The organism is Mitsuaria sp. 7 (assembly GCF_001653795.1).
Taxonomy (GTDB): domain Bacteria; phylum Pseudomonadota; class Gammaproteobacteria; order Burkholderiales; family Burkholderiaceae_C; genus Roseateles.
Map to the genome: position 1 here is coordinate 1783167 of NZ_CP011514.1, position 26886 is coordinate 1810052.

Below are 26886 nucleotides of genomic sequence, written 5' to 3' on the forward strand. Positions count from 1 at the left end.
TGCCCTTCCCCGCCGACCGGCTTCGCCGCGCCCTGTCGCCACCCCGTGGTTTTCACGAAGTCGAGGCGGGCAGCACGCTGCGGACGCTCCGGTGTTCCATGAGCATCTCGTCGACCTGCGTCGCCAGATGCAGATTGACGCGGATGGCCGTCCACGCCTCGCGCCCCCGCGAGAACGCGCGGCCGTCGGCGGCGTCCCGGATCTCGTGCTCCCCCCACAGGCCGCGGACGCCGAACGACGGCGCCGCCGCGACCAGCGCCGCGGCGGTTTCCCGGCTGGCCTCGTCGGGGTTCGCGCGCCGCCGGCGCTCGAAGCACCACACACCCTGCCACGGATAGTCGATGCGCACGTGCCCCGTCGGCAGCTCCGGGCCGGGCTCGCTCGGCGCGTGGATGGCGCCATGGTCCCCGTAGCCGACGACCGCCAGGCCGCCCAGCCGCCGATGCAGCTCGCGCTCCAGGATCGCGAGCCGGCCCGAGCGGGGGTTGTCCTCCGAGGTCGCGGCCGCCATCCAGGGCGCCGTCGCCGGGAAGCTGTTGCCCATCATCACCACGCGCAGCCCCGGCCACCGCGTCCGCCAACGCGCCAGCAGGTCCCGGCCGACGCCGGCGCAGCCGAGCAGCCATTCGCGCTCGGTCCCGAAGTCCAGCACGACCACCGTGCGGCGACAGTCCTCGATTCCCTCCAGGGCCCGTTCCACGAGCGCCCTCGACGGGGACGTCAAGGGCGCCGTGCCGCGCAGCCGGAACATCACCCGGCCGAACTCGCGCTCGATTGCGGCGGCCTGCAGCACGACGCTGCGTTCGCTGGCCCCCTCGGGCATCAGCACCACGGGCAGCGCGTGCCGGTGCCCCTGGACGAACTCGCGCCAGGTCCGGAAGCCCTGCGTCGGGTCCGCCAGCCGGCGCCAGGCCAGCGCATGGTCCAGCGGCACGCGGCCCAGGTCGATGAAATGCGGCAGCTCCTGCATCGCCTCGCCCGCCTGCTGCGCCGCGCGGCGGAAGTCCACCACGTCGGGCATGCGCTGCAGCGGCAGCAGCGTGATCAGCGGCAGCATCCGCCGCTTGCGCACCCGGTCGAGCTCACGCAAGCCGCGCAGCTCGGCCGGCAATGTCTGCAGCGACGGAAAGTAGACGGCCTCGTCCAGCAAGACTCCATTCATCGATACCTCTCCTGCGGGCGTGCAGCCCGAATCACGGGCGCCCCGCGCACCCGGTCCCCGGCAGGCTAGGAAAGACGCGGCTGGAAAGCCAGGGGTTGGTTTGATGGATGTCAGAGATCGGCTTTGTATGCCGCTGTATCTGCACCCCGAGGGGCGACACCGCCATGCAATGCCGGTTCGATGTCGACAAGGCGGAGATACATCGGGGACGTCCACTGCGGAGATCGCCACCACACCTCTCCGGAGATCCTCGATGACCGATCGCAACGACATGATCGACACGACCGACCTGACCGGTCGCCGCGGCGCCGCGCTGCCCCGCCGCCAGTTCCTGCGCCTGGGCGCGTCGCTGGGGGCCGCGACGGCCGCCGCCGCGCTGCCGTTGACGGGACTGCTGCCCTCCGCGGCGCTGGCCGCGCCGGCTGCGGGAGGGGCCATCACGATCGCGCCTTCCTTCGGCACGCTCAAGCACATCGACGCCGGCGATCTCCGCGTCGGTTATGTCGAGGCCGGCCCCGCCGACGGCCCGCCGGTCCTGCTGCTGCACGGCTGGCCCTACGACGTCCACACCTACGAGGGCGTCACGCCGCTGCTCGCGGCGGCCGGCTATCGCGTGATCGTGCCCTACGCCCGCGGCTACGGCACGACGCGCTTCCTGTCCGCCGACACGCCGCGCAACGGCCAGCAGGCCGCGCTGGCGCGCGACGCGATCGCGCTGATGGACGCGCTGCGCCTCCCGAAGGCGATCATCGGCGGCTGCGACTGGGGCGCGCGCACCGCGGGCATCCTCGCGGCGCTGTGGCCCGAGCGCTGCCAGGCCGTGGTGTCCGTCAGCGGCTACCTGCTGGTCGACCGCCAGGTCAACGCGGCGCCGCTGCCGCCGGCCGCCGAGCTGCAGTGGTGGTACCAGTACTACTTCGCGACGGAGCGGGGCCGGCTGGGCTACGAGAAATACCGCGCCGAATTCTCGAAGCAGATCTGGCAACTGGCCTCGCCGCAGTGGCGCTTCGACGACGCGACCTTCGCCCGCAGCGCCGCCGCCTTCGACAACCCGGACCACGTCGCGATCGTGGTGCACAACTACCGCTGGCGCCTGGGCCTGGCCGACGGCGAGTCGCGCTTCGACGCGGTGGAGGCCCGCATCGGTGCCACGCCCGAGATCGCCATCCCCGCGATCACGCTGGAGGGCGATGCCAACGGCGCCCCGCATCCCGCACCGGCCAACTACCGCCGCAAGTTCACGGGCCGGTACGAGCACCGCGACCTGACCGGCGGCATCGGCCACAACCTGCCGCAGGAAGCGCCGAAAGCTTTCGCGCAGGCGATCCAGGACGTCGCACGCACCTGAACGAAAGCGGGGTTCCCTCATGGGAACCCCGTTGCTCGAAGTCGGACGACCGTCAATTACCGGTCAGGCCGTCCAGCGTCCATCGTCCGGTCCGTCAGGTCGGCACTGTCTCGCTCCGATCCGGCTGGCGGATCGTCGCGGCCCGTGCCGGGCATCAGGAGCGATCAACGATGGTACGAATGCGCCGCCTCGAACTCCGGCGCATAACCCTGCTCGCTCCACATGCGGTCCAGCGACCCATCGGCGCGAGCCTGTGCCAACTCATCGTTCACCTGGGCACGCGTCTTGCCGCCCGCAGCAGGTGCGGCGAACTGGATCTGCGTGCTCGTGTCCGCGGACATGCCAACCGTCACGTCGGCATCGGCCTGGTGATTCGAGTACTGCACGTCCATGCCCTTGGCTTCGTCGAAGTCGGGGGCGTAGCTGTGTTCGCCCTGCAGGCTGTCGAGGCTGCCGTTCATGCGTGCGGCCTCGATTTCGGCCACGACCTGATCGCGGGACTTGGGGCCCGAGAGGACCTCTTCCTCGACCTGCGCGAAGGCCGGCACGGCGAGGGCCGCGGCCAGTGCGGCCGCGCCGATCGGAAGGGAAAGCTTCTTGAAGTGGTTCATGGTCAGACTCCTTGGATTGAAAGTGGTCCTGCACGCGGGGGGCCGAGGGTCATCGCATGAAAGTCGGATCCCGCTGCGTCGGCGCGCGTTTCAAACGCCTTGGATCCCACTCTATGCGCGCGACACCGACACGAGGCGGACATGCGGATGACCGTTTTGTCATCGTTGCGCAGCGCGGGCGGCCTGCTGCGCGCGCTGCGTCAACGCGTCGATCAGCTGACCGCGATGCTGGAGCGGCAACGTCGATCGCAGGCGCAGGTGGAGGCGTTCAGCGCCAATGTCGCGCATGAGCTGCGGACGCCGCTCGCGACGCTGATCACGGGCACAGAATTGACGATGCGCGAGGCCGATCTCGGACCCGAGGCGAAGGACCGCCTGGGCGCCAACCTCGAAGAACTGCGCCGCATGCAGGGCATCGTCGGCGACATGCTGTTCCTGTCGCGGGCCTACGGCGGCCACCGTGCGCGGCGGCAGCGCGTGGACAGCCTCGCGGCGCTGGTGGCGGAGGTTGTCGACTACCACGACGCCGCCATCGAGGAGGCGGGGCTGTCGCTGCGCGTGGAGGGCGAGGCGGCCGGCGACTTCGACGCGGCGCTGCTCAAGCGCGCGCTGTCCAACCTGATCGCCAACGCGACGCGCTACGCCGCCGCCGGCAGCGTGCTGCGCGTCGGCATCGAGGGTGCACGATCCGGCCAGGTGCGTGTCTGGGTCGCGAACACGGGGCCGGTCATTCCAGCGAAGCGGCTGCCGCGCCTGTTCGACCGGTTCTACCGCGCCGACGGCGGGCAGGACGCGCAGCCCCCGGCCGCCGCAACGGGTGCGAGCGGTGGCGACGACCACCTCGGCCTGGGGCTGTCGATCGTCGACGCGATCGCGCGCATGCACGGCGGCGCGCCCTTCGCGCGGTCGGACGAACGGGAGACGCGCATCGGGTTGACGTTGAGCGGCGGCGCGTCCGGGCGCGCCTACACTGCGCGCCGTTCCCCGCCCTCAGACACGACCTTGTCGCCGGCCGCCCCCGCGTCGACCACCCTGCCTCCATGACCGATCGCCTGCTCCACTTCGTCCAGCACCCGTTCGGCCGCCGTATCGCGCGCCTGTTGAATCTGCCGCAGCCGGTACCGTTGCTTCGTCGCCAGAACGCGTGGGTTGATGAAGAACTGGCCGGCCGGTCCGTGCTCGCGATCGCGCCGGGGAGCACGGCGCCGTTGCCGTCGCTGCTGGCCGCGATCGTCGCGCAGGGCGGCACGCCGAGCGGGGACGGCCCGGTGCGCACGCTGGTGATCGACGCGACAGGTTGTCGCGATCTCGCGGCCTTGCGCGCGCTGTTCGAGCAGGCGCAGCTGGCGATGGTCCGCCTCGCGCCGGGCGGACGCATCCTTGCGTTGACGTCGGCTGGCGTGATGAGCGCCGCGGAAGCGGCCTGCCTGCACGCGGTGCAGGGCTTCGTCCGCGCGCTGGCCAAGGAAATCGGCCGGCGCGGCGCGACGGCCAACGCCCTCGTGCTGCAGGAAGGCGCGGCCTCGATGGAATCGCTCGCCGGCGCGCTGCGCTTCTTCGGCACGGACCGTTCCGCGTATGTCTCGGGGCAGGTGCTGTCCTGGCGCAAGGACATCGAGCCGACCATCGACGAGGAACGCGCCCCGGTGGCGCTGGTCACGGGTGCGGCGGGCGGCATCGGCGCGGCCACGGCCCGGCGGCTGGCGCTCGACGGGATGCGCGTGCTCTGCGTGGACGTGCCCGCGGCGAGGCAGCCGCTGGAAGCGCTCACGCGCGAGATCGGCGGATCGCTGCTCGCGGCGGATCTGACGGCGCCCGGCGCCGTCGACGAACTGGTCGATGCCGTGCGTCGCCTGCAGGGCGTGGACGTGCTGGTGCACAACGCGGGCATCACGCGCGACCGCACGCTGGCGCGGATGTCTCCCTCGGAATGGGACGCGGTGATGGCGGTGAACCTGGCGGCGATCCTCGCGATCGATGCGCGGCTGGACGAAGCCGCGCTGCTGAACGCCGGTGCGCGCGAGATCTGCCTGTCGTCGATCAGCGGCATCGCGGGCAATGCGGGCCAGACCAACTACAGCGCGTCGAAGGCCGCGTTGATCGGCTATGTGGGGGCCCGGGCGGCGACGCTGGACGAGCGCGGCGGCACGATCAACGCCGTGGCGCCGGGCTTCATCGAAACGGCGATGACGCGGCGCATGCCGCTGATGGTGCGCGAGGCCGGACGACGGCTGAATGCGCTCAAGCAGGGCGGCACGCCGGCGGACGTGGCGGAGGCGATCGCCTTCCTCGCCTCGCCGGGCGCGCACCCGCTCACGGGTCAGGTGTTGCGGGTCTGCGGGCAGTCCTTGCTGGGCGCGTGAGCGCCCAGCGGGACGTCGTCAGATGTAGCCCAGCAGCAGCAGGACGATGAGGATCAGGACGACCAGGCCCAGGCCGCCGCTGGGCCCGTAGCCCCAGCTGCGGCTGTGAGGCCAGGAGGGCAAGGCGCCGACGAGCAGCAGGATGAGGATGACGAGCAGGATGGTGCTGATCATGCGGATCTCCAGAGTGTTGTGAAGTCAGTAAGGCCCGACGCTCGGCGCAGTGCGCCAGGACGCGGGCGGCATGGCTCCTTACGGCAACCCCTGTGCCCGGTATACGAACGTGGGGACAGACGCACGTCGAACGACGGTAACTGGATGACGATTCGTTGAATGTCGAAGGTCGCGGGCTCGCAGCTTGCTGATGGCGAGCGGGACATCCGCCCTGCCCGATTCGAGACCTCATGCCCACGCGCCGCCAAGCTCCTTCAGAACGTCTGCTGCTCCAGCAACTCCGCCGCTTCGGGCTGCGTGTCTGGCGACCTGGTCAGAAGGACGTCATCGATCGCGTGCTGCGCGGCCTGAACACGCTGGCGGTGATGCCGACCGGTGCCGGCAAGTCGCTGTGCTATCAACTGCCCGCCGCCCTGCTGCCGGGGCGCACGATCGTCGTCTCGCCGCTGATCGCTCTGATGAAGGACCAGTGCGAACGGCTGAGCGCGCTCGGCCTGCGTTGCGCGCAGGTGCACAGCGGCCTCGACGCGGCGAAGCTCGCGGCGCAGGAAGCGGCGGCGCTCGACGGCACTGCGCGGGTCGTTCTTCTGACGCCGGAACGCCTGGACGACGCCGAGTGGGTCGAGCGCCTCGCGCAGCGTCCGACGGACCTGCTGGTCGTCGACGAGGCGCATTGCATCTCCGAATGGGGCCACGACTTCCGCCCGGCCTTCCTGCGCATCGGCGAGGCCCGCGAGCGCCTGGGCCGGCCGACGGTGCTCGCGCTGACGGCGACGGCGTCCGCGGAGGTCGTCGAGGACATCGCGAAGCAGCTCGACATCCCCGCCGCGGGCTGCCTCATCGGCGGCACCTACCGCCCCAACCTGCATTACCGCGTCGAGCCGCTGGCGGACGAGGAGGACAAGCTCCGGCGGCTGCTGGCGCTCGTGGCCGGCAAGGATTCGGACGGGTCCGAAGGAACGGCTGAAGCAGCGGAATCGGAGCGCTCAGATGAAGCAAGCATCGACCTCGAGGCAGCGCCGGCACGGCCATCGACGATCGTCTACACGGCCACCGTGAAAGCTGCGGAAGCGGTGCACGAAGCGCTCGTGGGAGCTGGCGTCTCGTCCGCGGTGTACCACGGCCGCTTGCGCGCGGCGCAGCGCCACGAGGCGCAGGACCGCTTCATGCGGGGCGACGTGCGCGTGATGGTCGCGACCAACGCGTTCGGCCTCGGCATCGACAAGCCGGACATCCGACGGATCGTCCACTACCAGGTACCGGCGGGACTCGACGTCTACTACCAGGAGTCCGGCCGCGCGGGCCGCGACGGCGAACGTGCGGACTGCACGCTGCTGTTCGTGGCGGGCGACCGCGCGGTGCAGCAGTTTTTCCTGAACGGCCGGTATCCGGCGCCCGCCGATGCGCAGGCGGTCATGGATGCCCTGCACACCTCACCGCCCGATGGGACAGGCTGGACGCTCGACGCGCTGCGGGATCGGCTCAACCGGCCGCGCAACAAGCTCGAAGTCCTGACCGGACTGCTGGTCCGCGAGGGCTGGCTGACCGAGAACGAGGACGCCTTCCAACTGGCCGAGCCGGCGCCCGGCGACGTGGCGTCGTTGATGGAAGCGCTCGCGCGCTACGAGGCGAAGGTCGGGCAGGACCGTCGCCGGCTCGAACAGATGGTGTTCTACGCGCAGACCGGGCTCTGCCGCTGGCGCGTGATGCTGGAGGCCTTCGACGAGGCGGCGGGCTTCGACCGTTGCCACGGCTGCGACAACTGCGAGCGCATCGACGCGCACGAGCGCGAGTCCTCCTCGCGCGGGGCCGAGGCAACACCTGACACCCCGGCCGTGCTGGCAGCGGTGGCGGTGTTCCAACCCGGCGAAGCGGTTCGGGTCAAACGCTACGGCGGCGGCGTGGTGGTCGAGGCCAGCGCGGACAGCGTGACGGTCGCTTTCGGTCAGGAGAAGCGCAGCTTCCTGCCGCAGTACGTGAAGCGCGCGAAACCGCCGACGGCGAAAGCGGCCTGAGCGTCTCCCCCCATTTCCCTCTTTGGTAGGCCCTCTTCATTGCCCCACTCGGGGCGATGCGCGCCGCCGTGCCTTCGACGAGCATGACGTTGTCGCGCAGAGATTTTTTGAGGCACGTCAACGGAACGCCGGATTTCTGTCGCGACACCCGCCGGCTGGCTTGCTTCGTGGCCGCATCGGCAGCAGCATTTCAGCCCTTTGATCGCTACCGCTTTTCGGACAGACCATGAGCGCACTGAACACCGTCGCCTTCCTCCACCTTCAAGTGCCAGAAGACTTCTGCAACCTGATCGACCGCGCAGCGACCTTGACGCGCAAGAACCGCTCCGAATTCGTGCTGGATGCGGTGCTCGACGCCACCGAGGCGACCATCCTCGACGCTGCAACGTTCTGCATGGGTGATGAACCCAGGAATGACGGCGATCAGACCGCTCCCTGCGCGCCAACGGAGGATGTCGCATTCCAGAGGCTGCTCGCGAGGGCATAGCCGTGACAGAAATTTCCCTTCATGAGCCGGTGACGATGCAGTTGCTGACGGCGACCCACGCCTGCGGGCAATTCAGCTGTGGCCACACGATTCTGGATCGCTGGTTGCAGCAGCGTGCGTTGTCCAATCAAGCGACAGGCGCCTCCAGGACATACGTCATCGCGACTGCTCGCGGTGTCGTGATAGGTTATTACTCGCTCGCACCAACTGCCCTTGATGCACCGCTGGCGACCGGACCCATCAGGCGCAATGCGCCGTCTCCAATCCCGACCTTCCTGCTGGGACGACTCGCGGTGGATTTCTCTTGCGCCGGCAAGGGAGTGGGCCTGGCGTTGATCAACGATGCCCTTGCGCGCGTCCAAGTGGCCGGCGGCATCGTCGGAAGGAAGGCATTGCTGGCGCACGCCATTGATGAGGTGGCAAAGAACTTCTACTTGAAGCAGGGGTTCACGGCATCGCCAATCGACCCTCTTCTCGTGATGACGAGGGTGTAACTCTCCTAAGGTTGAAATCAAGATGACCCATCGCCCAGACTACCCGTCCACGGATTGCCCCACCGCCTGGCGTGCCTACTTTGAAGCGGTCAGAAACCTCCAAGAAGAGGACATGCGACAGGCTTACAAGCGGACCGTACAGCGTCGCCTCGGCGAGGGTGACATGCTATCGGCCGCCGGTATTGCGACCATGTTTCATCTTTCGGTCGAAGAGATCCTGGCGATGGTGAGGTGCGGACGCGCGATCGGAATCGAAAGGTCACCCGGCGATCTCCGTTTACCGTTCTGGCAATTTCAAGAACCGCTGTGGAGTCTGCTGCCAACGATCCGTGATGCGAGCACTTGCAAGGATCCTCTGGAGCTAGTTGGCTTCCTGGAGCAAGAAGCTGCTGAGTTGGAGTACTTGACGCCGAGAGTGGCCCTCGAGCGAGGGCATCTAGATCGGGTTCTTGACCTGGCCAAGTACGGGCTGGGCGAAATGTGTTGATCGCGCCATCGAGCGTCTAGCCTCGTCAACCATCATCAACGCGATTCCCCCACCATTCTCATGATCACCCCCGCCGTCTTCTGCATCAACGGCGTCGCGCGCTTGCTGGTCGGCGTGACAAGACAGAGGGTGCTCTGAATGTCCGCCTTCGCGAACGGCGTAGTGACCAGACGCTCAGGCTTCTCGTAGATCTGCAGCGCGTCTTCGCCCAGCGCCGCGTGGCCGATGCCGGCTGCGACGCAGTCCAGGATCGCCGGCACGCTCGCCACTTCCCAGCGCACGTCGAGCTGCACGCCCGCCATCGCGGCCGCCTGCTCCATCAATGCGCGGAAGATGTGCCCCCGCTGCGGCATCACCAACGGGTAGCGCGACAGCTGCGACAAGGTCGGCGGCCGCGCCGGCGCCTGGTCCTTCGGGCTCACCAGGCACAGACGCTCGCGCCGCAACGGCAGGATCTCCAGCGCGGGCACCGGCTCGGGGTTGTAGACCAGCGCCAGGTCCGTGCGACCCGTCAGCAGCCACTCGGTCAGGTGGACCGAGAACCCCTCCATGATCGTCAGGCGCGCCTGCGGCATCTCCGCCTGGAAGGCCCGGATCAGCGCCAGCGTGTGCAACCGCGCCAGCGTCGGCGGCATCGCGATGGTGATCTGCCCCACCGGCTCGCTGCGCCGCGCGCGCAGGTCGTCCTTCGCGTGGCTCACCAGGTTCAGGATGTCCTGTCCGTGTTGCAGCAGCCGGCGGCCCGCCTCGGTCAGCTCCACGCCGCGGCCGTTGCGCAGCAGCAGGGTCTCGTGCAGCTCCGTCTCCAGCGCCCGCACCTGCCGGCTCAGCGCCGGCTGCGCCACCCCCAGCACCATCGCGGCCTTGCTGAAGCTGCCGTGCTCGGCCACATGGACGAAAGTCTCCAGTTGCGTCAGGTTCATGCACCGCATGCTCTCACGAACCGGCATGGCCCCGCATCCGTGTCATGCCGGATCGGAATAGCAGCTAGTGGAAGCCAGCGCTGGTTGGACGGCCCGGACGGGACCAGAATCCGCCCCACTCGACCGCTTCCGGATTCTCCCGTGATCGCACCCCTCGCCGGCATCTCCTCCATGGCCACCCGCGCCCTGCTGGCCGAGCTGTCCGCCGCCTACACCGCGGCGCACGGCCTGGAGATCCGTTTCGAGTCGATCGGCGGCGTCGACGCCGCCAAGCGCGTCGACGCGGGCGAATCGCTGGACCTCGTCGTCCTGGCCTCCGATGCGATGGCACGGCTGCTGGAGTCGGGCCGTCTGCGCGCCGGCTCGCTGCGTCCGATCGCCGACTCGCCGATGTTCATCGCCTCCCCCGAAGGCCATGCCCGGCCGGCCGTCGACACCGCGGACGAGCTGCGCCAGGCCTTGCTCGGCGCGCGGGCCATCGGTTACTCCACGGGCCCCAGCGGTCAGGCGCTGCTGAAGCTGCTGGAGGACTGGGGCCTGCGCAACGCGCTCGATGACCGCCTGCGCCAGTCGCCCGCCGGCGTGCCCGTGGCGAAGATGGTCGCGCAGGGCGATGTCGATCTCGGCTTCCAGCAGTTGAGCGAGCTCCTCGGCCACGGCGGTCTGACCCTCCTCGGTCCGATGCCGCCCGGACTCGAGATCGTCACCCGCTTCACCGCCGCCGTCGCCGCGACCAGTGCCGAGCCCGCCACCGCGCAACGTGTCGCCGACGATTTCGCCACCGCCCGCCACGACGCGCTGCGTCGTCGGCTGGGCCTCGCCTCGCCGGTCGTCTGAGCGCCAGGAAGGCGCCCATCGACGTCCGTTCCACAGATCCCCGCTCCCCCAGAAGAAGGAACCCGCCATGTACGAACTCGGCGTCGTCTACCGCAACATCCCCCGCGCCGACCGTGTCGCCGCCGACGCGCTCGGCCACTTCGGCGCCGCGACCGTCCATGAGGCGCTGGGCCGCGTCGGCCTGCTCAAGCCCTACATGCGGCCGATCCAGTCGGGCGTGGCGGTTTCCGGCACCGCCGTGACCGTGCTGCTGCAGCCCGGCGACAACTGGATGCTGCACGTCGCCGCGGAGCAGATCCGCGAAGGCGACATCGTCGTCGCCGGCGTCACCGCCGAATGCACCGACGGCTACTTCGGCGACCTGCTCGCGACCTCGTTCAAGGCCCGCGGCGCCCGCGCGCTGATCATCGACGGCGGCGTGCGCGACGTGCGCACGCTCAACGACATGGGCTTCCCGGTCTGGAGCAAGTGCATCTCCGCCAAGGGCACGATCAAGGCGACGCCGGGCTCGGTCAACATCCCGGTGGTCTGCGCCGGCGCGCTGGTCCATCCCGGGGACGTCATCGTGGCCGACGATGACGGCATCGTCTGCGTGCCGGCCGCCCTGGCGCAGAAGACGCTGGACGCGGCCGCCACCCGCGAGGCCAACGAAGGCGCCAAGCGCGAGCAGTTCGCCGCCGGCGTGCTCGGGCTGGACATGTACAAGATGCGCGAGCCGCTGGCCAAGGCGGGGTTGCGCTATATCGACTGATCCAGGTTTTCCGCAGTACCACGCAGCAGTACCCATCCCCTCGAGCGACCCGCCCTGCAGAGGTCGCCGACAACAAGAGATCGACGGAGACAACGACGATGACTGCCTTCACCCAAACGCCGGATTCCAGCACCGGAGTTCAGTACTGCCACCGCCGCTGGCCCTCACCCCAGCCCTCTCCCGCAAGCGGGAGAGGGAGTAAGACCAGCCGCACGGGGCAAGTCCTGACCCTCGCGGCCGTTCTGTTGACTGCGATGCTGCCTCGCCTGGCGGCAGCCCAGGCCAGCGCCCCGGCCGCGGACTGGCCGACCAAGCCCGTGCGGATCATCACGCCCTTCCCGGCCGGTGCCGGCCCGGAGACCGTGGCCCGCGTCGTCGCTGAGAAGCTCTCGAAGAAGTGGGGCAAGCCGGTGATCGTCGAGAACAAGCCCGGCGCCAACGGCTTCATCGCGATCGACGCCTTCAAGCGCGGCGCGACCGACGGGCACGACCTGATCCAGCTGGACAACGTCCACCTCGTCGTCTATCCGCACCTGTTCAAGAAGCTGCCCTACGACCCGGTCAAGGACTTCGATCCGATCGCGCCGCTGTTCAAGACCTACTTCTTCGTCGGCGTGCCGTCCACCAGCAAGTACAAGACGGTCGGCGACATCGTGGCCGACGCCAAGGCCCATCCCAACGCGTTGAACTACGGCTCCTGGTCGATCGGCAACCCGGTGCATCTGGGCGCCGCGCAGCTCGAGGCGATGACGAAGACGCAGATGACGCACGTGGTCTACAAGGAGACCACCATGCTCTACACCGCCGTGGCCAACGGCGAACTGAACTTCGCACTCGGCTCGATGGCGACCGCGGGTCCGCTGCAGCGCGCCGGCAAGATCCGCTTCATCGCGGTCACCGGACCCAAGCGCCATCCGGCCTTCCCGGACCTGCCGACCGTCAGCGAGTCCGGCGGGCCCGCCGGCTACGAGGTGACCGGCTGGACCACGATCGCCGCGCCGCGCGGCCTGCCCAAGGCCGTGCAGGAAAAGATCCAGCGCAACATCGAGGCCGCCCTGGCCGAGCCCGACATCCGCGAGCGCTACGCCGCCTTCGGCTACGACGTCTTCCCGACCACGAAGGAGCAGTACCAGGCCTTCATCGCGAGCGAGTCCGCCAAGTACGCCGACCTGATCAAGCGGCTCAACATCTCGCTGGACTGACATGAGCACCGCAGTCCCGCAGGACACCCCGTCGTCCCAGGCGCAGCCGGACGGCACGCCGCAAGCGTTCCGCATCGGTCTCGTCGGCTACGGCGAGGTCGGCCGCATCCTCGCCGAGGACCTGCGCGCCGCCGGCGTCGCCGTCAGCGCCTACGACCTGAAGCTGGAGTCCCCGTCCAGCGATGCCGACACGATGCGTGTGCACGCGGTCGAGTTCGGCGTCGAGCTGGGCGCTTCCGCGACGATGGTGGCGACGCCGGCCGACCTCGTGATCAGCGCGGTCACCGCCAGCCAGACGCTGGACGCGGCGCGGGCGGCCGCCGCCGGGCTGAGACCGGGCACTTTCGTGCTCGACGTCAACTCGGCCTCGCCCAAGGCCAAGCGCGACGCGGCGCAAGCGGTGCATGCGCAGGGCGGCCGTTATGTCGAAGGCGCCGTCATGACGAGCGTTCCGCCTTATCGCATCCGCGTGCCGCTGCTGCTCGGCGGCCCGCATGCGTCAGCGGTCGAACCGCTGCTGAAGCAGCTCGGCTTCGCGCCGACCGTCGGCAGTGCGGACCTCGGCGTCGTCAGCGCGACCAAGATGTGCCGCAGCGTGATGATCAAGGGCCTGGAGGCCATGGTCATCGAAAGCCTCGCCTCGGCGCGCCATTACGGCGTCGAGGACGCGGTGCTCGCGTCGCTCAAGGAGACCTTCCCCGGCATCGACTGGGAGAAGCAGGCGGCCTACTTCTTCCAGCGCGTGATCCAGCACGGGCGCCGCCGCAGCGAGGAGGTCCGCGAAGTCGCCGAGACGGTCCGCGACGCGGGCCTCACGCCGTGGAGCGCCGAAGGCACGGCCGAGCGCCAGGCCTGGATGGCCGATCTGGCCGAGGACGGCGTCTTCGGCCAACGCGGCGATGCGGACTTCGGCCGCAGCCCGGACTGGCGCACCGAGGCCGACCGGCTGCTCGCGCAGATCGCCAAGCCGAAGCTCTGACCCCTGCCCACCGACATTGCAGAAGGATCCCCGATGACGCTCCCCACCTCCGGCGGCTTCGACAAGACCCCGGGCTGGCTCGACTGGTACCAGGACCCGTCGACGCCGCGCTTCCAGCTGCCCAACGGCGCCGTCGACGCGCACTGCCACGTCTTCGGTCCCGGCGCCGAGTTCCCCTATGCGCCCGAGCGCAAGTACACGCCCTGCGACGCGGGCAAGGCGCAGCTCTTCGCGCTGCGCGACCGGCTCGGCTTCAGCCGCAACGTGGTCGTTCAGGCCACCTGCCATGGGGACGACAACCGCGCGATGGTCGATGCCTGCCGCGCGTCCGGCGGCCGTGCCCGCGGCGTCGCGACGGTGCGCCGCAGCATCACGGACGAGCAGTTGAAGGACCTCCACGACGCCGGCGTGCGCGGCGTGCGCTTCAATTTCGTCAAGCGGCTGGTGGACTTCACGCCGCGCGACGAGCTGATGGAGATCGCGCAGCGCGTGAAGGCGCTGGGCTGGCACGTCGTCATCTACTTCGAGGCGCCGGATCTGCCCGAGTTGTGGGATTTCTTCAGCGCGCTGCCGACGACCGTCGTCGTCGACCACATGGGCCGGCCCGATGTGACCAAGCCGGTCGAAGGGCCGGAATTCGCGCTCTTCCTGCGCTTCATGCGGGAACACCCCTTCGTCTGGAGCAAGGTCACCTGCCCGGAGCGCCTGTCCGTCGCCGGCCCGCCGGCCCTGGACGGCGAACCCGAGCCCTACCGCGACGTGATCCCGTTCGCGCGGCGCGTCGTCGAGGAGTTCCCCGACCGCGTGCTCTGGGGCACGGACTGGCCCCACCCCAACCTGAAGGACCACATGCCCGACGACGGCCTGCTGGTCGACGTCATCCCGCGCATCGCGACGACCGCCGAGCTGCGCCAGCGGCTGCTGGTGGACAACCCGATGCGGCTCTACTGGCCCGAGGCCATCCGCTGATGGAGACCGCCATGCCCATCGACAAGCCCTACCAGGACATCCCCGGCACCACCATCTTCGACGCCGACCAGGCGCGCAAGGGGTACTGGCTCAACCAGTTCTGCATGTCGCTGATGAAGGCGGAGAACCGCGAACGCTTCAAGGCCGACGAGCGTGCCTACCTCGACGAGTGGGCCATGACGGCCGCGCAGAAGGAGGCCGTGCTGGCGCGCGACCTGAACCAGTGCATCCGGCTGGGCGGCAACATCTATTTCCTGGCCAAGATCGGCGCGACCGACGGCCGCAGCTACCAGCAGATGGCCGCCGGCATGACGGGGATGTCGGAGACCGACTACCGCGACATGATGCTGGCCGGCGGTCGCCGGCCGGACGGCACGCCGCGACGGGCCGCCGTCGCGCCGGACGTCGCTGCCGATGCGAGCACCGCCACGGAAGGCGACACGCGACAGGACACGAAAGGAAGCCCCCGATGAGCACGCACGCGCGGATCACCGCGTCCGTCTACACCTCGCACGTGCCGGCGATCGGCGTCGCCATGGACCAGGGCCGCACGCAGGATCCGTACTGGTCGCCGCTGTTCGCGGGCTACCAGCCCTCGCGCCGCTGGATGGACGCGAACCGGCCCGACGTCGTCTTGCTGGTCTACAACGACCACGCCAACGCCTTCAGCCTGGACATGATCCCGACCTTCGCGCTCGGCACCGCCGACCGCTACGAGCCCGCCGACGAAGGCTGGGGACCGCGCGCGGTGCCGCCCGTCCACGGCCACGGCGAACTCGCGGCGCACATCGCCCAGAGCGTGATCCAACAGGACTTCGACCTGACGCTGATCAACCGCATGACGGTCGACCACGGGCTGACGGTGCCGATGTCGCTGATGTTCGGCGAACAGGAGGCCGGCGCGCCCGGCTGGCCGGTGCCGGTGATCCCGCTGGCGGTGAACGTGGTGCAGTACCCGGTGCCCTCGGGCCGGCGCTGCCTGCAGCTCGGCCAGGCCATCCGCCGCGCGGTGGAGAGTTTCGACACGCCGCTGAAGGTCCAGGTCTGGGGCACCGGCGGCATGAGCCACCAGTTGCAGGGACCGCGCGCCGGCCTGATCAACCGCGAGTGGGACAACGCCTGGATGGACCGGCTGATCGCGGACCCGCGCGGCCTGTCCGAGATGCCGCACCTGGACTACGTCCGCGAAGCCGGCTCCGAAGGCATCGAACTGGTGATGTGGCTGATCGCCCGAGGCGCGATGGCCGACCTCGACGGCGGCGGTCCGCCGCAGGTCGCGCACCGCTTCTATCACGTGCCCGCCTCCAACACGGCCGTGGGTCACCTGATCCTCGAGAACCGGTGAATCGTCCCGACCACGGCCCTGACCCCGCCCCCGGCCCTTGGAGGGCCCCCGACATTCCGGAGACCCCATGACCGCACCGATCCGCATTGCCCTGGCCGGCGCCGGCGCCTTCGGCCAGAAGCACCTCGACGCGCTGAAGCAGATCGCCGACGTCGAGGTCGTGTCGCTGATCAGCCGCGATCTCGACAAGACCCGCGAGACCGCCGCGAAGTACGGCATCGGCCACGCGACGACCGAGTTGGACGAGGCGCTCGCGCGCGACGACGTCGACGCCGTCATCCTCTGCACGCCGACGCAGCTGCATGCACGGCAGGCGCTGGCCTGCCTGGACGCGGGCAAGCATGTGCAGGTCGAGATCCCGCTGTGCGACGTGCTCGCCGACGGCGAGGCCGTCGTGCGCCGCCAGCGCGAGACCGGCCTGGTCGCCATGTGCGGCCATACGCGCCGCTTCAACCCGAGCCACCAATGGGTGCACCGCCGCATCCAGGACGGCGGATTCAACATCCAGCAGATGGATGTCCAGACCTATTTCTTCCGCCGCACCAACACGAACGCGCTGGGCCAGGCGCGCAGCTGGACCGACCACCTGCTGTGGCACCACGCCGCGCACACGGTGGACCTCTTCGCCTGGCAGTGCGGCAGCCCGGTCGTGCGGGCGAACGCGCTGCAGGGGCCCATGCATCCCACACTCGGCATCGCGATGGACATGAGCATTCAGCTGCAGGCCGCCAACGGGGCGATCTGCACGCTGTCGCTGTCCTTCAACAACGAGGGGCCGCTGGGCACCTTCTTCCGCTACATCGGCGACACCGGCACTTACCTCGCGCGCTACGACGACCTCGTCACCGGCCGCGACGAAACCGTCGACGTCAGCCGCGTGGCCGTGTCGATGAACGGCATCGAGCTGCAGGACCGCGAGTTCGTCGCGGCGATCCGCGAGGGCCGGGCGCCGGAGGCCGCCGTGGCCCAGGTGCTGCCCTGCTATCAGGTCCTCGATGGCCTGGAGGGCCAGCTCCGGACGCAACGGACCTGACAACCGGCGGACGGCGGACGGCGGACGGCCTCATGGCGCTCAGATCACCGCGTTGTCCTGCGGGTGACCGATCGCGGCGATCGTGCACTGGGGGCCGATGACGGGGAGCGTCGCGCAGACCTCCTGAAGGGTGTAGGCGTATCGGGGGGCGAAGACCGTCGTGGCGAAGGTGTCCGTCTGGCCGCCGATGGTGAGCCTGATGTGCTGCACATCCTCCAGTCGGAGCGAGTAGTCCCGGTGTCTGAGCTCCTCGCCTTGACAGCCCACCGCGGTCGCCCGGACGGACAGGAGGTCGCCGGACTTGTGGAGCGTGGCGAAGCCGTGGGCGTCCAGGTTCCCGAGGTCCAGCGTCGCGTCCGGTGCGGGACTGCGGACATTTGTCGGAGCATTCATCTCGATTCCTTTCAACAACCGGTCGTTCCGGTTTCCAAGGGTCAGGGAGGACGCGAAGAGCCCTCGCGTCGGCGCCGCGCGGCGGGGGAAAGCCTCCGTCGCGCCTCCCTTGGTGGACCTTCGCCGTCCGGTCGCTCGACCACCCGCCGACGCGGTTAGGATGACTGCTTCGCCCGCGTGCCTTCGATGGACCGACCGCTCCTCTACGCCCCCCGCTCACTGACGCGACTGGCCTTGTGGCTCGCGGCGGGCAACCTCGTCATCGCCGCGGCGATCGCGACCGCGACCTGGCTGGCCTTGCAGGCCGGGCGCGAGTCCGACCTCACCCGCGCCCGCGAGACCACCGAGAACCTGGCCGCCAGCCTCAGCATCGAGATCGGCGCCGAGCTCAAGCAGGTCGACAACGCGCTGTCGACGCTGGCCCTGCAGTACCGGCGCACCGCCGGCGATCCGGAACAGGTCCGGCGCGCGATGGAACGCGCGCTGGCCGACCAGCGCAGCCTGCTGCCGCAGGTCGACGCCATCCGGATCACCGACGCGCGCGGCCAGGTCTTGTACGGGCTGGCCGGCGAGGAAGGCGCGCTCAACGTCGGCGACCGAGACTACTTCCAGCGCGCCCGCGACAGCGACGTCGACGTGGTCGTCATCTCCGAACCCCTGTTCGGCCGCGTGCTGCACAAGTGGGGCATCGCCGTCTCGCGCCGGCTGGAGCACGAGGACGGCAGCTTCGCCGGCGCGGTCTACACGACCTTGTCGACGGAGCACTTCATCGAAAGCTTCAAGGGTCTGACGATAGGCGCCGAGGGCGCGATCTCGCTGCGCACGCGCAGCCAGCGCCTGATCGCACGCTACTCGGCCACGGAGCCGCATTCGATCCGCGGCATCGGCGACGTGATCGTGTCCGAGGACCTGATGCGCAAGATCGCCGCCGACCCGCGGCAGGGCTGGTACATGACGCGGACCAAGCTCGACAACATCGAGCGCATCACCTGCTACCGCGAGGTGCGCGGGTATCCGCTGACGATCTTCACCGGCGCGAGCACCGCGGAGTTCCTGGCCGCCTGGCGCGGCGAGGTCGTGCAGCAGAGCGCGCTGGCCGGGGTCGTCATCCTGACGGTGCTGGGGTGTTCGCTGCTGGTCTTCCTGCAGCAGCGACGCGACCGGCGCGCGGCGATCGGGCTGCAGCAGCTCGCGCTGGAGCAGCAGCTGATGCTGGACAACGACATGGTCGGCATGATGCGCCTGCGCGACCGCACGGTGGTCTGGAAGAACCGCGCGCTCGCCTCGCTGTTCGGCTACGCGCCGGGCGAGCTGAACGGCCAGACCACGCGGGCGCTCTACCTGGACGACGCGAGCTTCCGCCAGATCGGCGACGCCGCCTACCCGGCGATCGCCGCGGGACGGCGTTTCCGCCAGCAGCTGCGGATGCGGCGCAAGGACGGCACGCCGGTGTGGATCGACCTCAGCGGCGCGTCGGTCGCCGAGCGCGAGTCGCTGTGGATGATGATCGACATCTCCGCGCTGAAGGAGAGCGAGGCCACCGCGCAGCATCTGGCGGTGCACGACGCCTTGACCGGACTGCCCAACCGCGTGCGCTTCACCGAGCGGCTGGCCGGCGCGATGACGCTGCTGGGCGAGCGCGTGGGGCTGGTGGCGGTGTGCTGGGTGGACCTGGACGGCTTCAAGGACCTGAACGACCAGTTCGGCCACGAGGCCGGCGACGTGGTGCTGCGCGTGGTCGGTCAGCGGCTGCTGGCGGGCGTGCGCAACCATGACCTGGTGGCCCGGATGGGCGGCGACGAGTTCGCGATCCTGCTCACCGCCTTGCGCGCCGAGCATGAGGCGGAGCCGGCGCTGCGACGCATGCTGGAATCGGTGGCCGAGCCTATCCGGCTGCCCGACGGGACCCAGGCGTCGGTCACCGCGAGCATCGGCATCGCGTTTGCCCCTCACCATGGCCGCCAGGCGGAGTCGCTGATGCGGCTTGCCGAAACGGCGATGACGACGGCCAAGCGCGCGGGCAAACGCCGCTTCGTGTCGGCCAGCAGCCTGCCAGGGATAGCCATGAACGCACCGAATTCACCGTCGACCTCCGTCGGCCCTGACGCGCCCACGCCCGTGGACGCGATCGACACGCCCTCCGGGCCCGCGCCGGAGTCGGGGACGGAGGAGGCCGGGGACGTGAAGGGCAAGCGCGCCGCGCCGGCCTCGCCGCGTCCGCACGACCCGGGTCCGCCGGCCGTGCCGGACCATTCATTCGACGAATCGGTCGCCGGGGAGGAAGATCCCGGCGCCACGCTCGACGGCGAGGACAGCAGCCGCGTGCCGCCCTCGCGCAAGCCGGGCTGAAACGGCGTCGGGCCTTGGGGCCACGCCTTCTCCACGCCTTCTCCACGTTCCGCGGGAGCGATCGTCATGTCCGAGGAAACCTCCAGTCCGCACAACAGCGAACGCCATCGCGTGAACGTGCAGGACGACTACGAGCTGCGGTATTGGGGCGAGCGCTTCGGTGTCTCGCCGGAGTTGCTGCGGCATGCGGTGGATGCCGTCGGCACCAGCGCCAGGTCGGTCGAGGAGTGGTTGCAGGCGCATCGCTGAGGCTTCAGCACTGCCACCGCCGCTGGCCCTCACCCCTGCCCTCTCCCGCAAGCGGGAGAGGGAGTCCGACCGGCGCCCTTCTTACTCCCTCTCCCGCTTGCGGGAGAGGGCGGGGGTGAGGGCCAGCGGCCTCGGCAGTCAAAAGGAATGGGGAGTGGCACGACGATTGCCAGTTCCTGGGCTTGCCGATCCCGGCCAGCCAGGAGTCCCCAGCATGGATCTCGACACGGATCGATCGGACGCGGACATCGCGTCTTCCCTGTCCCCTCCGGACAACCCCTCATGCGACGCCGAGTCCTGCGCGATCTCGCGCCGCGGCCTGCTGATCGCCGGCGCGGGCGCGTCCGCCGCGGTGGCCGCCGGTGCCCCGCTGGAAGCCGCCGCGCAAGCGCCCTCGCCCGCCAGTCCGAAGCCTCAGGAGAACCTCGTGGCCACCTCCCGCGTGACGCTCAGCGTCAACGGCCAGCCGCACACGCTGGTCGTCGACAACCGCACCTCGCTGCTGGACCTGCTGCGCGAACACCTGCAGCTCACCGGCACCAAGAAGGGCTGCGACCACGGCCAGTGCGGCGCCTGCACCATCCACCTCGACGGCCGGCGCGTCAACGCCTGCCTGACGCTGGCCGTGATGCACGAAGGCGCCAAGGTCGTGACCATCGAAGGTCTGGGCACGCCCGAGAAGATGCATCCGATGCAGACGGCCTTCGTGCGGCATGACGGCTACCAGTGCGGCTACTGCACGCCGGGCCAGATCTGTTCGGCGGTCGCGGTCCTCGACGAGATCAAGGCCGGCGTGCCGAGTCACGTCACGCCCGACATCAACGTCCGCCCGCTGCTGTCCATCGACGAGCTGCGCGAACGCATGAGCGGCAACCTCTGTCGCTGCGGGGCCTACTCCAACATCATCGACGCCATGGCCGACGTGGCCGGCATTCCAGGTGGCAGTGTGCCGGGCACCGGCGACCGGAGGTCCGCATGAAGCCGTTCACCTTCGAGCGCGCGGCCTCGCCGGCCGCCGCCGTGGCCGCCGCCGCGAAGCAGCCCGGCGCGCGTTTCATCGCCGGCGGGACCAACCTGCTCGACCTGATGAAGCTGCAGGTCGAGACCCCCACGCACCTGATCGATGTGAACGGCCTCGGCCTGGACCGCATCGAGGCGGGCGCCGACGGCGGCCTGCGCATCGGCGCGCTGGTGCGCAACACCGACCTCGCCGCCGACGCGCGCGTGCGACGCGACTACGGCGTGCTGTCGCGGGCGCTGCTCGCCGGTGCGTCGGGCCAGTTGCGCAACCGCGCGACGACCGCCGGCAACCTGCTGCAGCGCACGCGCTGCCCCTACTTCTACGACACCGACCAGCCCTGCAACAAGCGCAAGCCCGGCAGCGGCTGCTCGGCGATAGGCGGCATGAGCCGGCCGCTCGCGGTCATCGGCGTGAGCGAGGCCTGCATCGCCTCGCACCCGAGCGACATGGCCGTGGCGATGCGGGTCCTGGACGCGACCGTCGAGACGATGCGCCCCGACGGCCAGGCGCGGCGCATCCCGATCGCGGACTTCCACCGGCTGCCCGGCAACACGCCGCATCTCGAAACCACGCTCGAGGCCGGTGAGCTCATCACCGCGGTGACGCTGCCCAGGCCCACGGGCGGCACCCACGTCTATCACAAGGTCCGCGACCGGGCGTCGTATGCATTCGCGCTGGTCTCGGTGGGCGCGATCGTGCAGCGCGACGGCACGGGACGTTTCGCCGTCGGCGGTATCGCGCCCAAGCCGTGGCGGTCCGACGCCGCCGAGCGTGATCTGCGACGAGGCGCCTCCGCTGCCGCGCAAGCGCTGCTCACCGGCGCCACGCCGACCGCCGAGAACGCCTTCAAGCTGCCGCTGGTGGAGCGCACGCTCGCCGCCGTGCTGGCGCAGGCCAAGGTCACCGGGAGGACCGCATGAAGTTCGACACCCCCGCCACCACGAACCCGATCGATCAACTGCGCGTCGTCGGCAAGCCGACCGACCGCATCGACGGGCCGCGCAAGACCACCGGCACCGCGCCCTATGCGTACGAACGCCATGACGTCGCGAAGAACGTCGCCTATGGTGTGGTCGTCGGCGCCGGCATCGCCAAGGGCCGCATCTCGACGCTGGACGTCCAGGCGGCCGAAGCCGCGCCGGGCGTGCTCGCCATCGTCACGGCCTACAACGCCGGCAAGCTCGGCAAGGGCAACATGAACACCGCCAAGCTGCTCGGCGGGCCGGAGATCGAGCACTACCACCAGGCGATCGCCGTGGTCGTCGCCGAGAGCTTCGAGCAGGCGCGCGCGGGCGCGGCGCTGATCCGCGTCGAGTACGCGCGCGAGGACGGCGCCTTCAGCCTGGCCAAGGCCAAGGACGGCGCCAAGCCGCCGAAGGAGGCGAACGACACGCCGCCCTCGACCCAGGTCGGCGATTTCGACGGGGCCTTCGCGCAGGCGGCGGTGAAGATCGACCAGACCTACACGACACCCGACCAGTCGCACGCGATGATGGAACCGCATGCGACGCTGGCCGTCTGGGAGGGCGACAAGCTCACGGTCTGGACCGCCAACCAGATGATCGACTGGGGCCGCGGCGACCTCGCGAAGACGCTGGGCCTCGGACGCGACAAGGTGCGGCTGATCTCGCCCTTCATCGGCGGCGGTTTCGGCGGCAAGTTGTTCCTGCGCGCGGACGTGCTGATGGCCGCGCTGGGCGCGAAGGCCAGCGGGCGACCGGTGAAGGTCGCGCTGCAGCGGCCCTTGATGATGAACAACACGACGCACCGGCCCGCGACCATCCAGCGCCTGCGCATCGCCGCGGGCCGGGACGGGAAGATCACGGCGATCGGGCATGAGAGCTGGTCGGGCGACCTGCCCGGCGGCGGGCCCGAGACGGCCGTCGCGCAGACGCGGCTGCTCTACGCCGGCGCGAACCGGATGACCGCGATGAAGCTCGCGGTGCTGGACCTGCCCGAAGGCAACGCGATGCGCGCGCCAGGCGAGGCGCCGGGGCTGATGGCGCTGGAGATCGCGATCGACGAGATCGCCGAGAAGGTCGGCATGGACCCGGTCCAGTTCCGCATCACCAACGACACGCAGGTCGATCCGGAGAAGCCGGAACGGCCGTTCTCGCAGCGCCGCCTGACCGAGTGCCTGCGCACGGGCGCCGAGCGTTTCGGCTGGAGCAGGCGCGCCGCGCCGGGTCAGCGGCGTGAGGGGCCTGGCGGCCGCTGGCTGATCGGCCTGGGCGTGGCGGCGGCGTTCCGCAACAACATCGTGATGAAGTCCGCCGCCCGCGTGCGGCTGGACCGCCGCGGCATCGTCACCGTCGAGACCGACATGACCGACATCGGCACGGGCACCTACACCGTGCTGGCGCAGACGGCGGCGGAGATGATGGGCGTCGGCCTCGAGCAGGTCGTCGTGCGGCTGGGCGATTCGGCGCTGCCGGTGTCGGCGGGCTCGGGCGGGCAATGGGGCGCCAACAGCTCGGCCTCGGGCGTGTACGCGGCCTGCGCCGCGCTGCGCGAGATGGTCGCGAAGAAGGCCGGCTTCGACGCCAAGGCCGCGAAGGACGCCGTGTTCGCCGACGGCCAGATCCGCGCCGGCGGACGCAGCCTGTCGCTGGGCGAGGTCGCCGGCAACGAGGGCCTCGCCGCCGAGGACAGGATCGAGTTCGGCGACCTCGACAAGAAGTACCAGCAGTCGACCTTCGGCGGCCACTTCGTGGAGGTGGCGGTGGACGCCTTCACCGGCGAGGTCCGCGTGCGGCGCATGCTGGCCGTATGCGCGGCGGGTCGCATCCTCAACCCGAAGGCGGCGCGCAGCCAGGTCATCGGCGCGATGACGATGGGCGTCGGCGCGGCGTTGATGGAAGCGTTGCATGTCGACGAGCGGCGCGGCTTCTTCGTCAACCACGACCTCGCGGGCTACGAGGTGCCGGCCCACGCCGACATCCCGCACCAGGAGGTCGTATTCCTCGACGAGACCGATCCGATCTCCTCGCCCATGAAAGCCAAGGGCGTCGGGGAGCTGGGCATCTGCGGCGTGGCCGCCGCCGTCGCCAACGCGATCTACAACGCCACCGGCATCCGCGTCCGGGACTATCCGGTGACGCTCGACAAGCTGCTCAAGGAGTTGCCGAAGGTGGCTTGACGGTCGCTCGTCAGCGCGACGCGATGGTCGCCAACCGGAGAGCTCCGACTGAGGCGAGTCCAGATGTCATCGCCTACCGCTGCTTCCAACATGAAGGTCTCCGGATCCGAGTCGCAGCGGGCGCATCAGTCGGGGGACGCGAGGCACCCCGGTTCCCGGGTGCGGACAACGACTCCAGCGCGCGCAAACCAGGCCCTAGACGGCTTCGCCCGTCGGATTCATGGCCTCGGCGAGCACGGCCGCCAGCACATCCACGTCATAGGGCTTGGGCACCAGCGGCACGTTGGGCGCCTCCTCGATGCGCACCGGATGGCCGCTGGCCAGCACGACCGGCAGCGTGGGCTTGAGCACCTTCAAGGTCCGCGCCAGGTCCACGCCGCTGCGCGCCCCCGGCATCACGATGTCGGTCAGCACCACGTCGGCGGCGAGGCCGCCGCGCAGCTGATCCAGCGCCTGGTCCGCGGTCGGCGCCGTCTTCACGGTGAAGCCGCGTTCCTCCAGCGCCTGCGCGGTCAGCTCGCGCACCGAGGGCTCGTCCTCCACCAGCAGGACCGTGCCGGCGAAGCGCCGTTCCGGCGCGGACGAGGGCACGGTCAAGACCTGACCCTGCGCCTCCACGTCCGATGCCGTCCTGCCGTGCGAGCGCGGCAGCCACAGCGTGACCTCCGTGCCCAGGCCGATCTTGCTGATGATGCCGGCCGTGCCGCCCGCCGAGCGCGCCAGCGCATAGACCTGCGCCAGCCCGAGGCCCGTGCCCTGCCCCACCGGCTTGGTGGTGAAGAAGGGTTCGAAGGCGCGTTCCATCTGCTCCTGCGACATGCCGTCGCCGGTGTCGCGCACCGCGATGGCGACGTAGTCTCCCGGCAGCAGCTCCGGTGCGAGCCCCACCGGATCGCCCTCCGCCAGCATTCGATTGCGCGCGGAGACGGTGAGGCGACCCCGTCCGTGCATCGCATCGCGCGCGTTCAGCGCGAGGTTCAGCACCGCCAGCTCGAGCTGCACCGGGTCCGTGCGCACCGGCCAGAGGTCCTCGTCGATGAGGAGCTCGACCTCGACCGCGGTTCCCACCGCGCCGCCGGCCAGCGCCATCAACTCGGGCAGTTGGCGGCGCAGGTCGATGACCGCTTCATGCCCCACCTGCGGCCGTCCGAAGGCCAGCAACTGCCGCGTCAGCTGCGCCGCCTTGCCCGTGGCGCGCTGGCAGGCGTCGAGCGCCGTGTCGGCGCGCGGGTCGGTGCTGAGCCGGCGCGCCAACTGCAGCCCCGTCGTCATCGTCTGCAGCAGGTTGTTGAAGTCGTGCGCGATGCCGCCGGTCAGCCGGCCCAGCGCCTCCAGCTTCTGGCTGCGCAGCACCGCCTGCTGCGCGCGGCGCGTCTGCTCGACGGCCGCGTCGATCTCCTCGCGCAGGCGCTGCTCGTTGCCCGCGCGTTCGCGGCTGGCCGTGGCCAAGGCGTGCTGGACGACATCGATCTCGTCGACGCCGCCGGCGGCCTCGACGATGGTCGCGCCGCCGCCCATGCGGATGGCATCCTTGCGCAGACGCCGCAGCGGATCGGCGATCGCGCGGCTCATGCGTCGCGCGAGCACCAGCGCCAGCACGATGAAGACCATCGACAGTGCCAGCATCATCGCGAAGGCGGTCCAGGCGCCCTTGGCGAGCTCCGACTGGCTCAGGCCGATCAGCACCACCCAGCCCGAGTCGGGCGCGCGGCTGAAGACGGTGAAGACCGGTTCGCCGTCCAGCGTGCGCGCGTCGACGACGCCCTGGTCGCCGCGGCCCAGCGCGGCGAGCATGTTCGCGCTGGCCCGCTGGCCGACGCGTTTCTCCGGATCGCGGGTGCGGGCGATGACGACGCCGTTGCGGTCCAGCACGACGCCCAGCCAGCCTTCCGGCAGCGGCTGCTGGCGGAAGATCTGCTGCATCTCGCTGACGGGGCTGCCGTAGCCGAGGTACATCGGCTGGCCCAGCACCGTCACCGGCACGCGGACGGCGAAGCTGAACCTGCGGTCCACCGGGCCGAGGTAGAGGTTGGAGACCAGCAGCCGGCGTCTGCTGTCGATGCCGTCGGTGAATCCACCCGCCGCGGGCAAGGCCTGACCCCAGGCGATCCGGGTGTTGATCAGCTGACGGCCCTCGGCCGTCGCCAGCACGATGGTGTTGGGCGAACCGGCGACCAGCCGGGCGGCTTCGCCCTGGAACTGCTCGAGCCGGCCCTCGGCCAGGCTGGGCGAGACGCTGAGCGCCTGCAGCAGCGCCGTGCGCACGGCCATCTCGCGGTCGGTGACGAGGCTGAGCGCCTCGGCGGTCTCGGTGGCGGCGGCCACGGCCGCGCGGCGTTCGGTATGGAAGACGGCCATGCCCGCGATCACCGACAGCAGCAGCGGCGGCAGCACGATCAGCCACACCATGGCGCGCAACTTGCCGCTGACGGACCCGGCGCGTGGCGCGGAGGAAGACGGGGTCCGGAGGGGCATGATGGGCGGATTCTAGGGGCGGACCCTGCCAGCGCATGACGCCTGGGCGCCACTGCCCCTTGAAGCGATGCCCAGACAAG

The 26886-nt window shown here is 70.1% G+C and carries 26 protein-coding genes; 20 read left to right on the top strand and 6 right to left on the bottom strand.

Annotated features, from left to right (window positions below; genetic code table 11):
• Window positions 1-52: 52 nt before the first annotated feature.
• On the bottom strand, window positions 53-1162 hold the full coding sequence (locus tag ABE85_RS07915; RefSeq protein ID WP_067272312.1) for a beta family protein: 1110 nt from the start codon (window positions 1160-1162) through the stop codon (window positions 53-55).
• 253 nt (window positions 1163-1415) lie between these two features.
• Between ABE85_RS07915 and ABE85_RS07920 the strand changes: the two genes are divergently transcribed.
• Entirely contained in the window at window positions 1416-2510 is a 1095-nt protein-coding gene (locus ABE85_RS07920; protein ID WP_231993256.1) for an alpha/beta fold hydrolase, read from the top strand.
• A 164-nt stretch (window positions 2511-2674) separates the two neighbouring features.
• On the opposite strand, the gene ABE85_RS07925 is transcribed toward ABE85_RS07920, so the two are convergent.
• Window positions 2675-3121, bottom strand: a complete 447-nt coding sequence (locus ABE85_RS07925) for a DUF4148 domain-containing protein (protein ID WP_067272315.1) — start codon at window positions 3119-3121, stop codon at window positions 2675-2677.
• Between the two features lie 147 nt (window positions 3122-3268).
• Here ABE85_RS07925 and ABE85_RS07930 point away from each other — a divergent pair, with 147 nt between their 5' ends.
• Both ABE85_RS07930 and ABE85_RS07935 read left to right on the top strand, forming a co-directional pair.
• Window positions 3269-4165: an ATP-binding protein gene (locus ABE85_RS07930; RefSeq protein ID WP_197507250.1), complete on the top strand. Its 897-nt coding sequence runs from the start codon at window positions 3269-3271 to the stop codon at window positions 4163-4165.
• Window positions 4162-5484 carry a 3-oxoacyl-ACP reductase gene (locus tag ABE85_RS07935; protein WP_067272322.1) on the top strand — a complete coding sequence of 441 codons (1323 nt, stop codon included), beginning with the start codon at window positions 4162-4164 and terminating at the stop codon, window positions 5482-5484. Before ABE85_RS07930 ends, ABE85_RS07935 begins: the two co-directional genes overlap by 4 nt.
• An 18-nt stretch (window positions 5485-5502) precedes the next feature.
• Here the strand turns inward: ABE85_RS07935 and ABE85_RS07940 are convergent, their stop codons facing one another.
• Window positions 5503-5658 carry a DUF3309 family protein gene (locus ABE85_RS07940; protein WP_067272324.1) on the bottom strand — a complete coding sequence of 52 codons (156 nt, stop codon included), beginning with the start codon at window positions 5656-5658 and terminating at the stop codon, window positions 5503-5505.
• A gap of 230 nt (window positions 5659-5888) precedes the next feature.
• Here ABE85_RS07940 and ABE85_RS07945 point away from each other — a divergent pair, with 230 nt between their 5' ends.
• The 4 genes from ABE85_RS07945 to ABE85_RS07960 all read left to right on the top strand — a co-directional run bounded on the left by ABE85_RS07945 (window position 5889) and on the right by ABE85_RS07960 (window position 9141).
• Window positions 5889-7673 (top strand): ATP-dependent DNA helicase RecQ, encoded by a 1785-nt coding sequence (locus tag ABE85_RS07945; protein ID WP_067272327.1) that lies wholly within the window; start codon window positions 5889-5891, stop codon window positions 7671-7673.
• Between the two features lie 226 nt (window positions 7674-7899).
• Entirely contained in the window at window positions 7900-8160 is a 261-nt protein-coding gene (locus tag ABE85_RS07950; protein WP_067272329.1) for a DUF1778 domain-containing protein, read from the top strand.
• Window positions 8161-8195: 35 nt separating this feature from the next.
• A complete protein-coding gene (locus ABE85_RS07955) occupies window positions 8196-8654 on the top strand; it encodes a GNAT family N-acetyltransferase (RefSeq protein WP_082938426.1) in 459 nt (152 codons plus the stop codon).
• A 22-nt stretch (window positions 8655-8676) separates the two neighbouring features.
• Entirely contained in the window at window positions 8677-9141 is a 465-nt protein-coding gene (locus ABE85_RS07960) for a hypothetical protein (RefSeq protein ID WP_157522060.1), read from the top strand.
• A gap of 35 nt (window positions 9142-9176) precedes the next feature.
• Here the strand turns inward: ABE85_RS07960 and ABE85_RS07965 are convergent, their stop codons facing one another.
• Complete coding sequence (locus tag ABE85_RS07965; protein WP_067272333.1) at window positions 9177-10064, bottom strand: LysR family transcriptional regulator; 888 nt, start codon at window positions 10062-10064, stop codon at window positions 9177-9179.
• A gap of 141 nt (window positions 10065-10205) precedes the next feature.
• Between ABE85_RS07965 and ABE85_RS07970 the strand changes: the two genes are divergently transcribed.
• The 8 genes from ABE85_RS07970 to ABE85_RS08005 all read left to right on the top strand — a co-directional run bounded on the left by ABE85_RS07970 (window position 10206) and on the right by ABE85_RS08005 (window position 17180).
• A complete protein-coding gene (locus ABE85_RS07970; RefSeq protein WP_067272335.1) occupies window positions 10206-10901 on the top strand; it encodes a substrate-binding domain-containing protein in 696 nt (231 codons plus the stop codon).
• A 67-nt stretch (window positions 10902-10968) separates the two neighbouring features.
• Window positions 10969-11652: a 4-carboxy-4-hydroxy-2-oxoadipate aldolase/oxaloacetate decarboxylase gene (gene ligK / locus ABE85_RS07975; RefSeq protein WP_067272340.1), complete on the top strand. Its 684-nt coding sequence runs from the start codon at window positions 10969-10971 to the stop codon at window positions 11650-11652.
• 254 nt (window positions 11653-11906) lie between these two features.
• Window positions 11907-12854, top strand: coding sequence for a tripartite tricarboxylate transporter substrate binding protein (locus tag ABE85_RS07980; protein ID WP_082938427.1), 948 nt, complete (start codon window positions 11907-11909; stop codon window positions 12852-12854).
• A gap of 1 nt (window position 12855) precedes the next feature.
• Window positions 12856-13833: an NAD(P)-dependent oxidoreductase gene (locus ABE85_RS07985; protein WP_067272343.1), complete on the top strand. Its 978-nt coding sequence runs from the start codon at window positions 12856-12858 to the stop codon at window positions 13831-13833.
• Between the two features lie 33 nt (window positions 13834-13866).
• On the top strand, window positions 13867-14802 hold the full coding sequence (locus ABE85_RS07990; protein ID WP_067272346.1) for an amidohydrolase family protein: 936 nt from the start codon (window positions 13867-13869) through the stop codon (window positions 14800-14802).
• A gap of 11 nt (window positions 14803-14813) precedes the next feature.
• Window positions 14814-15275, top strand: coding sequence for a protocatechuate 4,5-dioxygenase subunit alpha (ligA, locus tag ABE85_RS07995; RefSeq protein ID WP_082938995.1), 462 nt, complete (start codon window positions 14814-14816; stop codon window positions 15273-15275).
• Window positions 15272-16147, top strand: coding sequence for a class III extradiol dioxygenase subunit beta (locus ABE85_RS08000; RefSeq protein ID WP_067272349.1), 876 nt, complete (start codon window positions 15272-15274; stop codon window positions 16145-16147). The genes ligA and ABE85_RS08000 overlap by 4 nt, the downstream gene beginning before the upstream one ends.
• Window positions 16148-16214: 67 nt before the next feature.
• Entirely contained in the window at window positions 16215-17180 is a 966-nt protein-coding gene (locus ABE85_RS08005) for a Gfo/Idh/MocA family oxidoreductase (RefSeq protein ID WP_067272352.1), read from the top strand.
• A 39-nt stretch (window positions 17181-17219) separates the two neighbouring features.
• Here ABE85_RS08005 and ABE85_RS08010 read toward each other — a convergent pair whose 3' ends face one another.
• Window positions 17220-17573 (bottom strand): hypothetical protein, encoded by a 354-nt coding sequence (locus tag ABE85_RS08010; RefSeq protein WP_067272354.1) that lies wholly within the window; start codon window positions 17571-17573, stop codon window positions 17220-17222.
• 186 nt (window positions 17574-17759) lie between these two features.
• On the opposite strand from ABE85_RS08010, the gene ABE85_RS08015 reads away from it, so the two are divergent.
• The 5 genes from ABE85_RS08015 to paoC all read left to right on the top strand — a co-directional run bounded on the left by ABE85_RS08015 (window position 17760) and on the right by paoC (window position 24331).
• Window positions 17760-19922, top strand: a complete 2163-nt coding sequence (locus tag ABE85_RS08015) for a diguanylate cyclase domain-containing protein (protein WP_067272357.1) — start codon at window positions 17760-17762, stop codon at window positions 19920-19922.
• A gap of 66 nt (window positions 19923-19988) precedes the next feature.
• A complete protein-coding gene (locus tag ABE85_RS08020) occupies window positions 19989-20171 on the top strand; it encodes a DUF3606 domain-containing protein (RefSeq protein ID WP_067272360.1) in 183 nt (60 codons plus the stop codon).
• Window positions 20172-20385: 214 nt separating this feature from the next.
• A complete protein-coding gene (gene paoA, locus ABE85_RS08025; RefSeq protein ID WP_082938428.1) occupies window positions 20386-21150 on the top strand; it encodes an aldehyde dehydrogenase iron-sulfur subunit PaoA in 765 nt (254 codons plus the stop codon).
• A complete protein-coding gene (locus tag ABE85_RS08030) occupies window positions 21147-22112 on the top strand; it encodes a xanthine dehydrogenase family protein subunit M (RefSeq protein ID WP_067272364.1) in 966 nt (321 codons plus the stop codon). The genes paoA and ABE85_RS08030 overlap by 4 nt, the downstream gene beginning before the upstream one ends.
• Window positions 22109-24331 (top strand): aldehyde oxidoreductase molybdenum-binding subunit PaoC, encoded by a 2223-nt coding sequence (gene paoC, locus ABE85_RS08035; protein WP_067272367.1) that lies wholly within the window; start codon window positions 22109-22111, stop codon window positions 24329-24331. The genes ABE85_RS08030 and paoC overlap by 4 nt, the downstream gene beginning before the upstream one ends.
• Before the next feature lie 195 nt (window positions 24332-24526).
• Here the strand turns inward: paoC and ABE85_RS08040 are convergent, their stop codons facing one another.
• Window positions 24527-26806, bottom strand: coding sequence for an ATP-binding protein (locus ABE85_RS08040; protein ID WP_082938429.1), 2280 nt, complete (start codon window positions 26804-26806; stop codon window positions 24527-24529).
• Between the last annotated feature and the right edge of the window lie 80 nt (window positions 26807-26886).

Coding starts and splice junctions, on each gene's coding strand:
- ABE85_RS07915 (WP_067272312.1), bottom strand. CDS start 1,162: ATGAATGGAGTCTTGCTGGACGAGGCCGTCTACTTTCCGTCGCTGCAG.
- ABE85_RS07920 (WP_231993256.1), top strand. CDS start 1,416: ATGACCGATCGCAACGACATGATCGACACGACCGACCTGACCGGTCGC.
- ABE85_RS07925 (WP_067272315.1), bottom strand. CDS start 3,121: ATGAACCACTTCAAGAAGCTTTCCCTTCCGATCGGCGCGGCCGCACTG.
- ABE85_RS07930 (WP_197507250.1), top strand. CDS start 3,269: ATGACCGTTTTGTCATCGTTGCGCAGCGCGGGCGGCCTGCTGCGCGCG.
- ABE85_RS07935 (WP_067272322.1), top strand. CDS start 4,162: ATGACCGATCGCCTGCTCCACTTCGTCCAGCACCCGTTCGGCCGCCGT.
- ABE85_RS07940 (WP_067272324.1), bottom strand. CDS start 5,658: ATGATCAGCACCATCCTGCTCGTCATCCTCATCCTGCTGCTCGTCGGC.
- ABE85_RS07945 (WP_067272327.1), top strand. CDS start 5,889: ATGCCCACGCGCCGCCAAGCTCCTTCAGAACGTCTGCTGCTCCAGCAA.
- ABE85_RS07950 (WP_067272329.1), top strand. CDS start 7,900: ATGAGCGCACTGAACACCGTCGCCTTCCTCCACCTTCAAGTGCCAGAA.
- ABE85_RS07955 (WP_082938426.1), top strand. CDS start 8,196: ATGCAGTTGCTGACGGCGACCCACGCCTGCGGGCAATTCAGCTGTGGC.
- ABE85_RS07960 (WP_157522060.1), top strand. CDS start 8,677: ATGACCCATCGCCCAGACTACCCGTCCACGGATTGCCCCACCGCCTGG.
- ABE85_RS07965 (WP_067272333.1), bottom strand. CDS start 10,064: ATGAACCTGACGCAACTGGAGACTTTCGTCCATGTGGCCGAGCACGGC.
- ligK (WP_067272340.1), top strand. CDS start 10,969: ATGTACGAACTCGGCGTCGTCTACCGCAACATCCCCCGCGCCGACCGT.
- ABE85_RS07980 (WP_082938427.1), top strand. CDS start 11,907: ATGCTGCCTCGCCTGGCGGCAGCCCAGGCCAGCGCCCCGGCCGCGGAC.
- ABE85_RS07985 (WP_067272343.1), top strand. CDS start 12,856: ATGAGCACCGCAGTCCCGCAGGACACCCCGTCGTCCCAGGCGCAGCCG.
- ABE85_RS07990 (WP_067272346.1), top strand. CDS start 13,867: ATGACGCTCCCCACCTCCGGCGGCTTCGACAAGACCCCGGGCTGGCTC.
- ligA (WP_082938995.1), top strand. CDS start 14,814: ATGCCCATCGACAAGCCCTACCAGGACATCCCCGGCACCACCATCTTC.
- ABE85_RS08000 (WP_067272349.1), top strand. CDS start 15,272: ATGAGCACGCACGCGCGGATCACCGCGTCCGTCTACACCTCGCACGTG.
- ABE85_RS08005 (WP_067272352.1), top strand. CDS start 16,215: ATGACCGCACCGATCCGCATTGCCCTGGCCGGCGCCGGCGCCTTCGGC.
- ABE85_RS08010 (WP_067272354.1), bottom strand. CDS start 17,573: ATGAATGCTCCGACAAATGTCCGCAGTCCCGCACCGGACGCGACGCTG.
- ABE85_RS08015 (WP_067272357.1), top strand. CDS start 17,760: ATGGACCGACCGCTCCTCTACGCCCCCCGCTCACTGACGCGACTGGCC.
- ABE85_RS08020 (WP_067272360.1), top strand. CDS start 19,989: ATGTCCGAGGAAACCTCCAGTCCGCACAACAGCGAACGCCATCGCGTG.
- paoA (WP_082938428.1), top strand. CDS start 20,386: ATGGATCTCGACACGGATCGATCGGACGCGGACATCGCGTCTTCCCTG.
- ABE85_RS08030 (WP_067272364.1), top strand. CDS start 21,147: ATGAAGCCGTTCACCTTCGAGCGCGCGGCCTCGCCGGCCGCCGCCGTG.
- paoC (WP_067272367.1), top strand. CDS start 22,109: ATGAAGTTCGACACCCCCGCCACCACGAACCCGATCGATCAACTGCGC.
- ABE85_RS08040 (WP_082938429.1), bottom strand. CDS start 26,806: ATGCCCCTCCGGACCCCGTCTTCCTCCGCGCCACGCGCCGGGTCCGTC.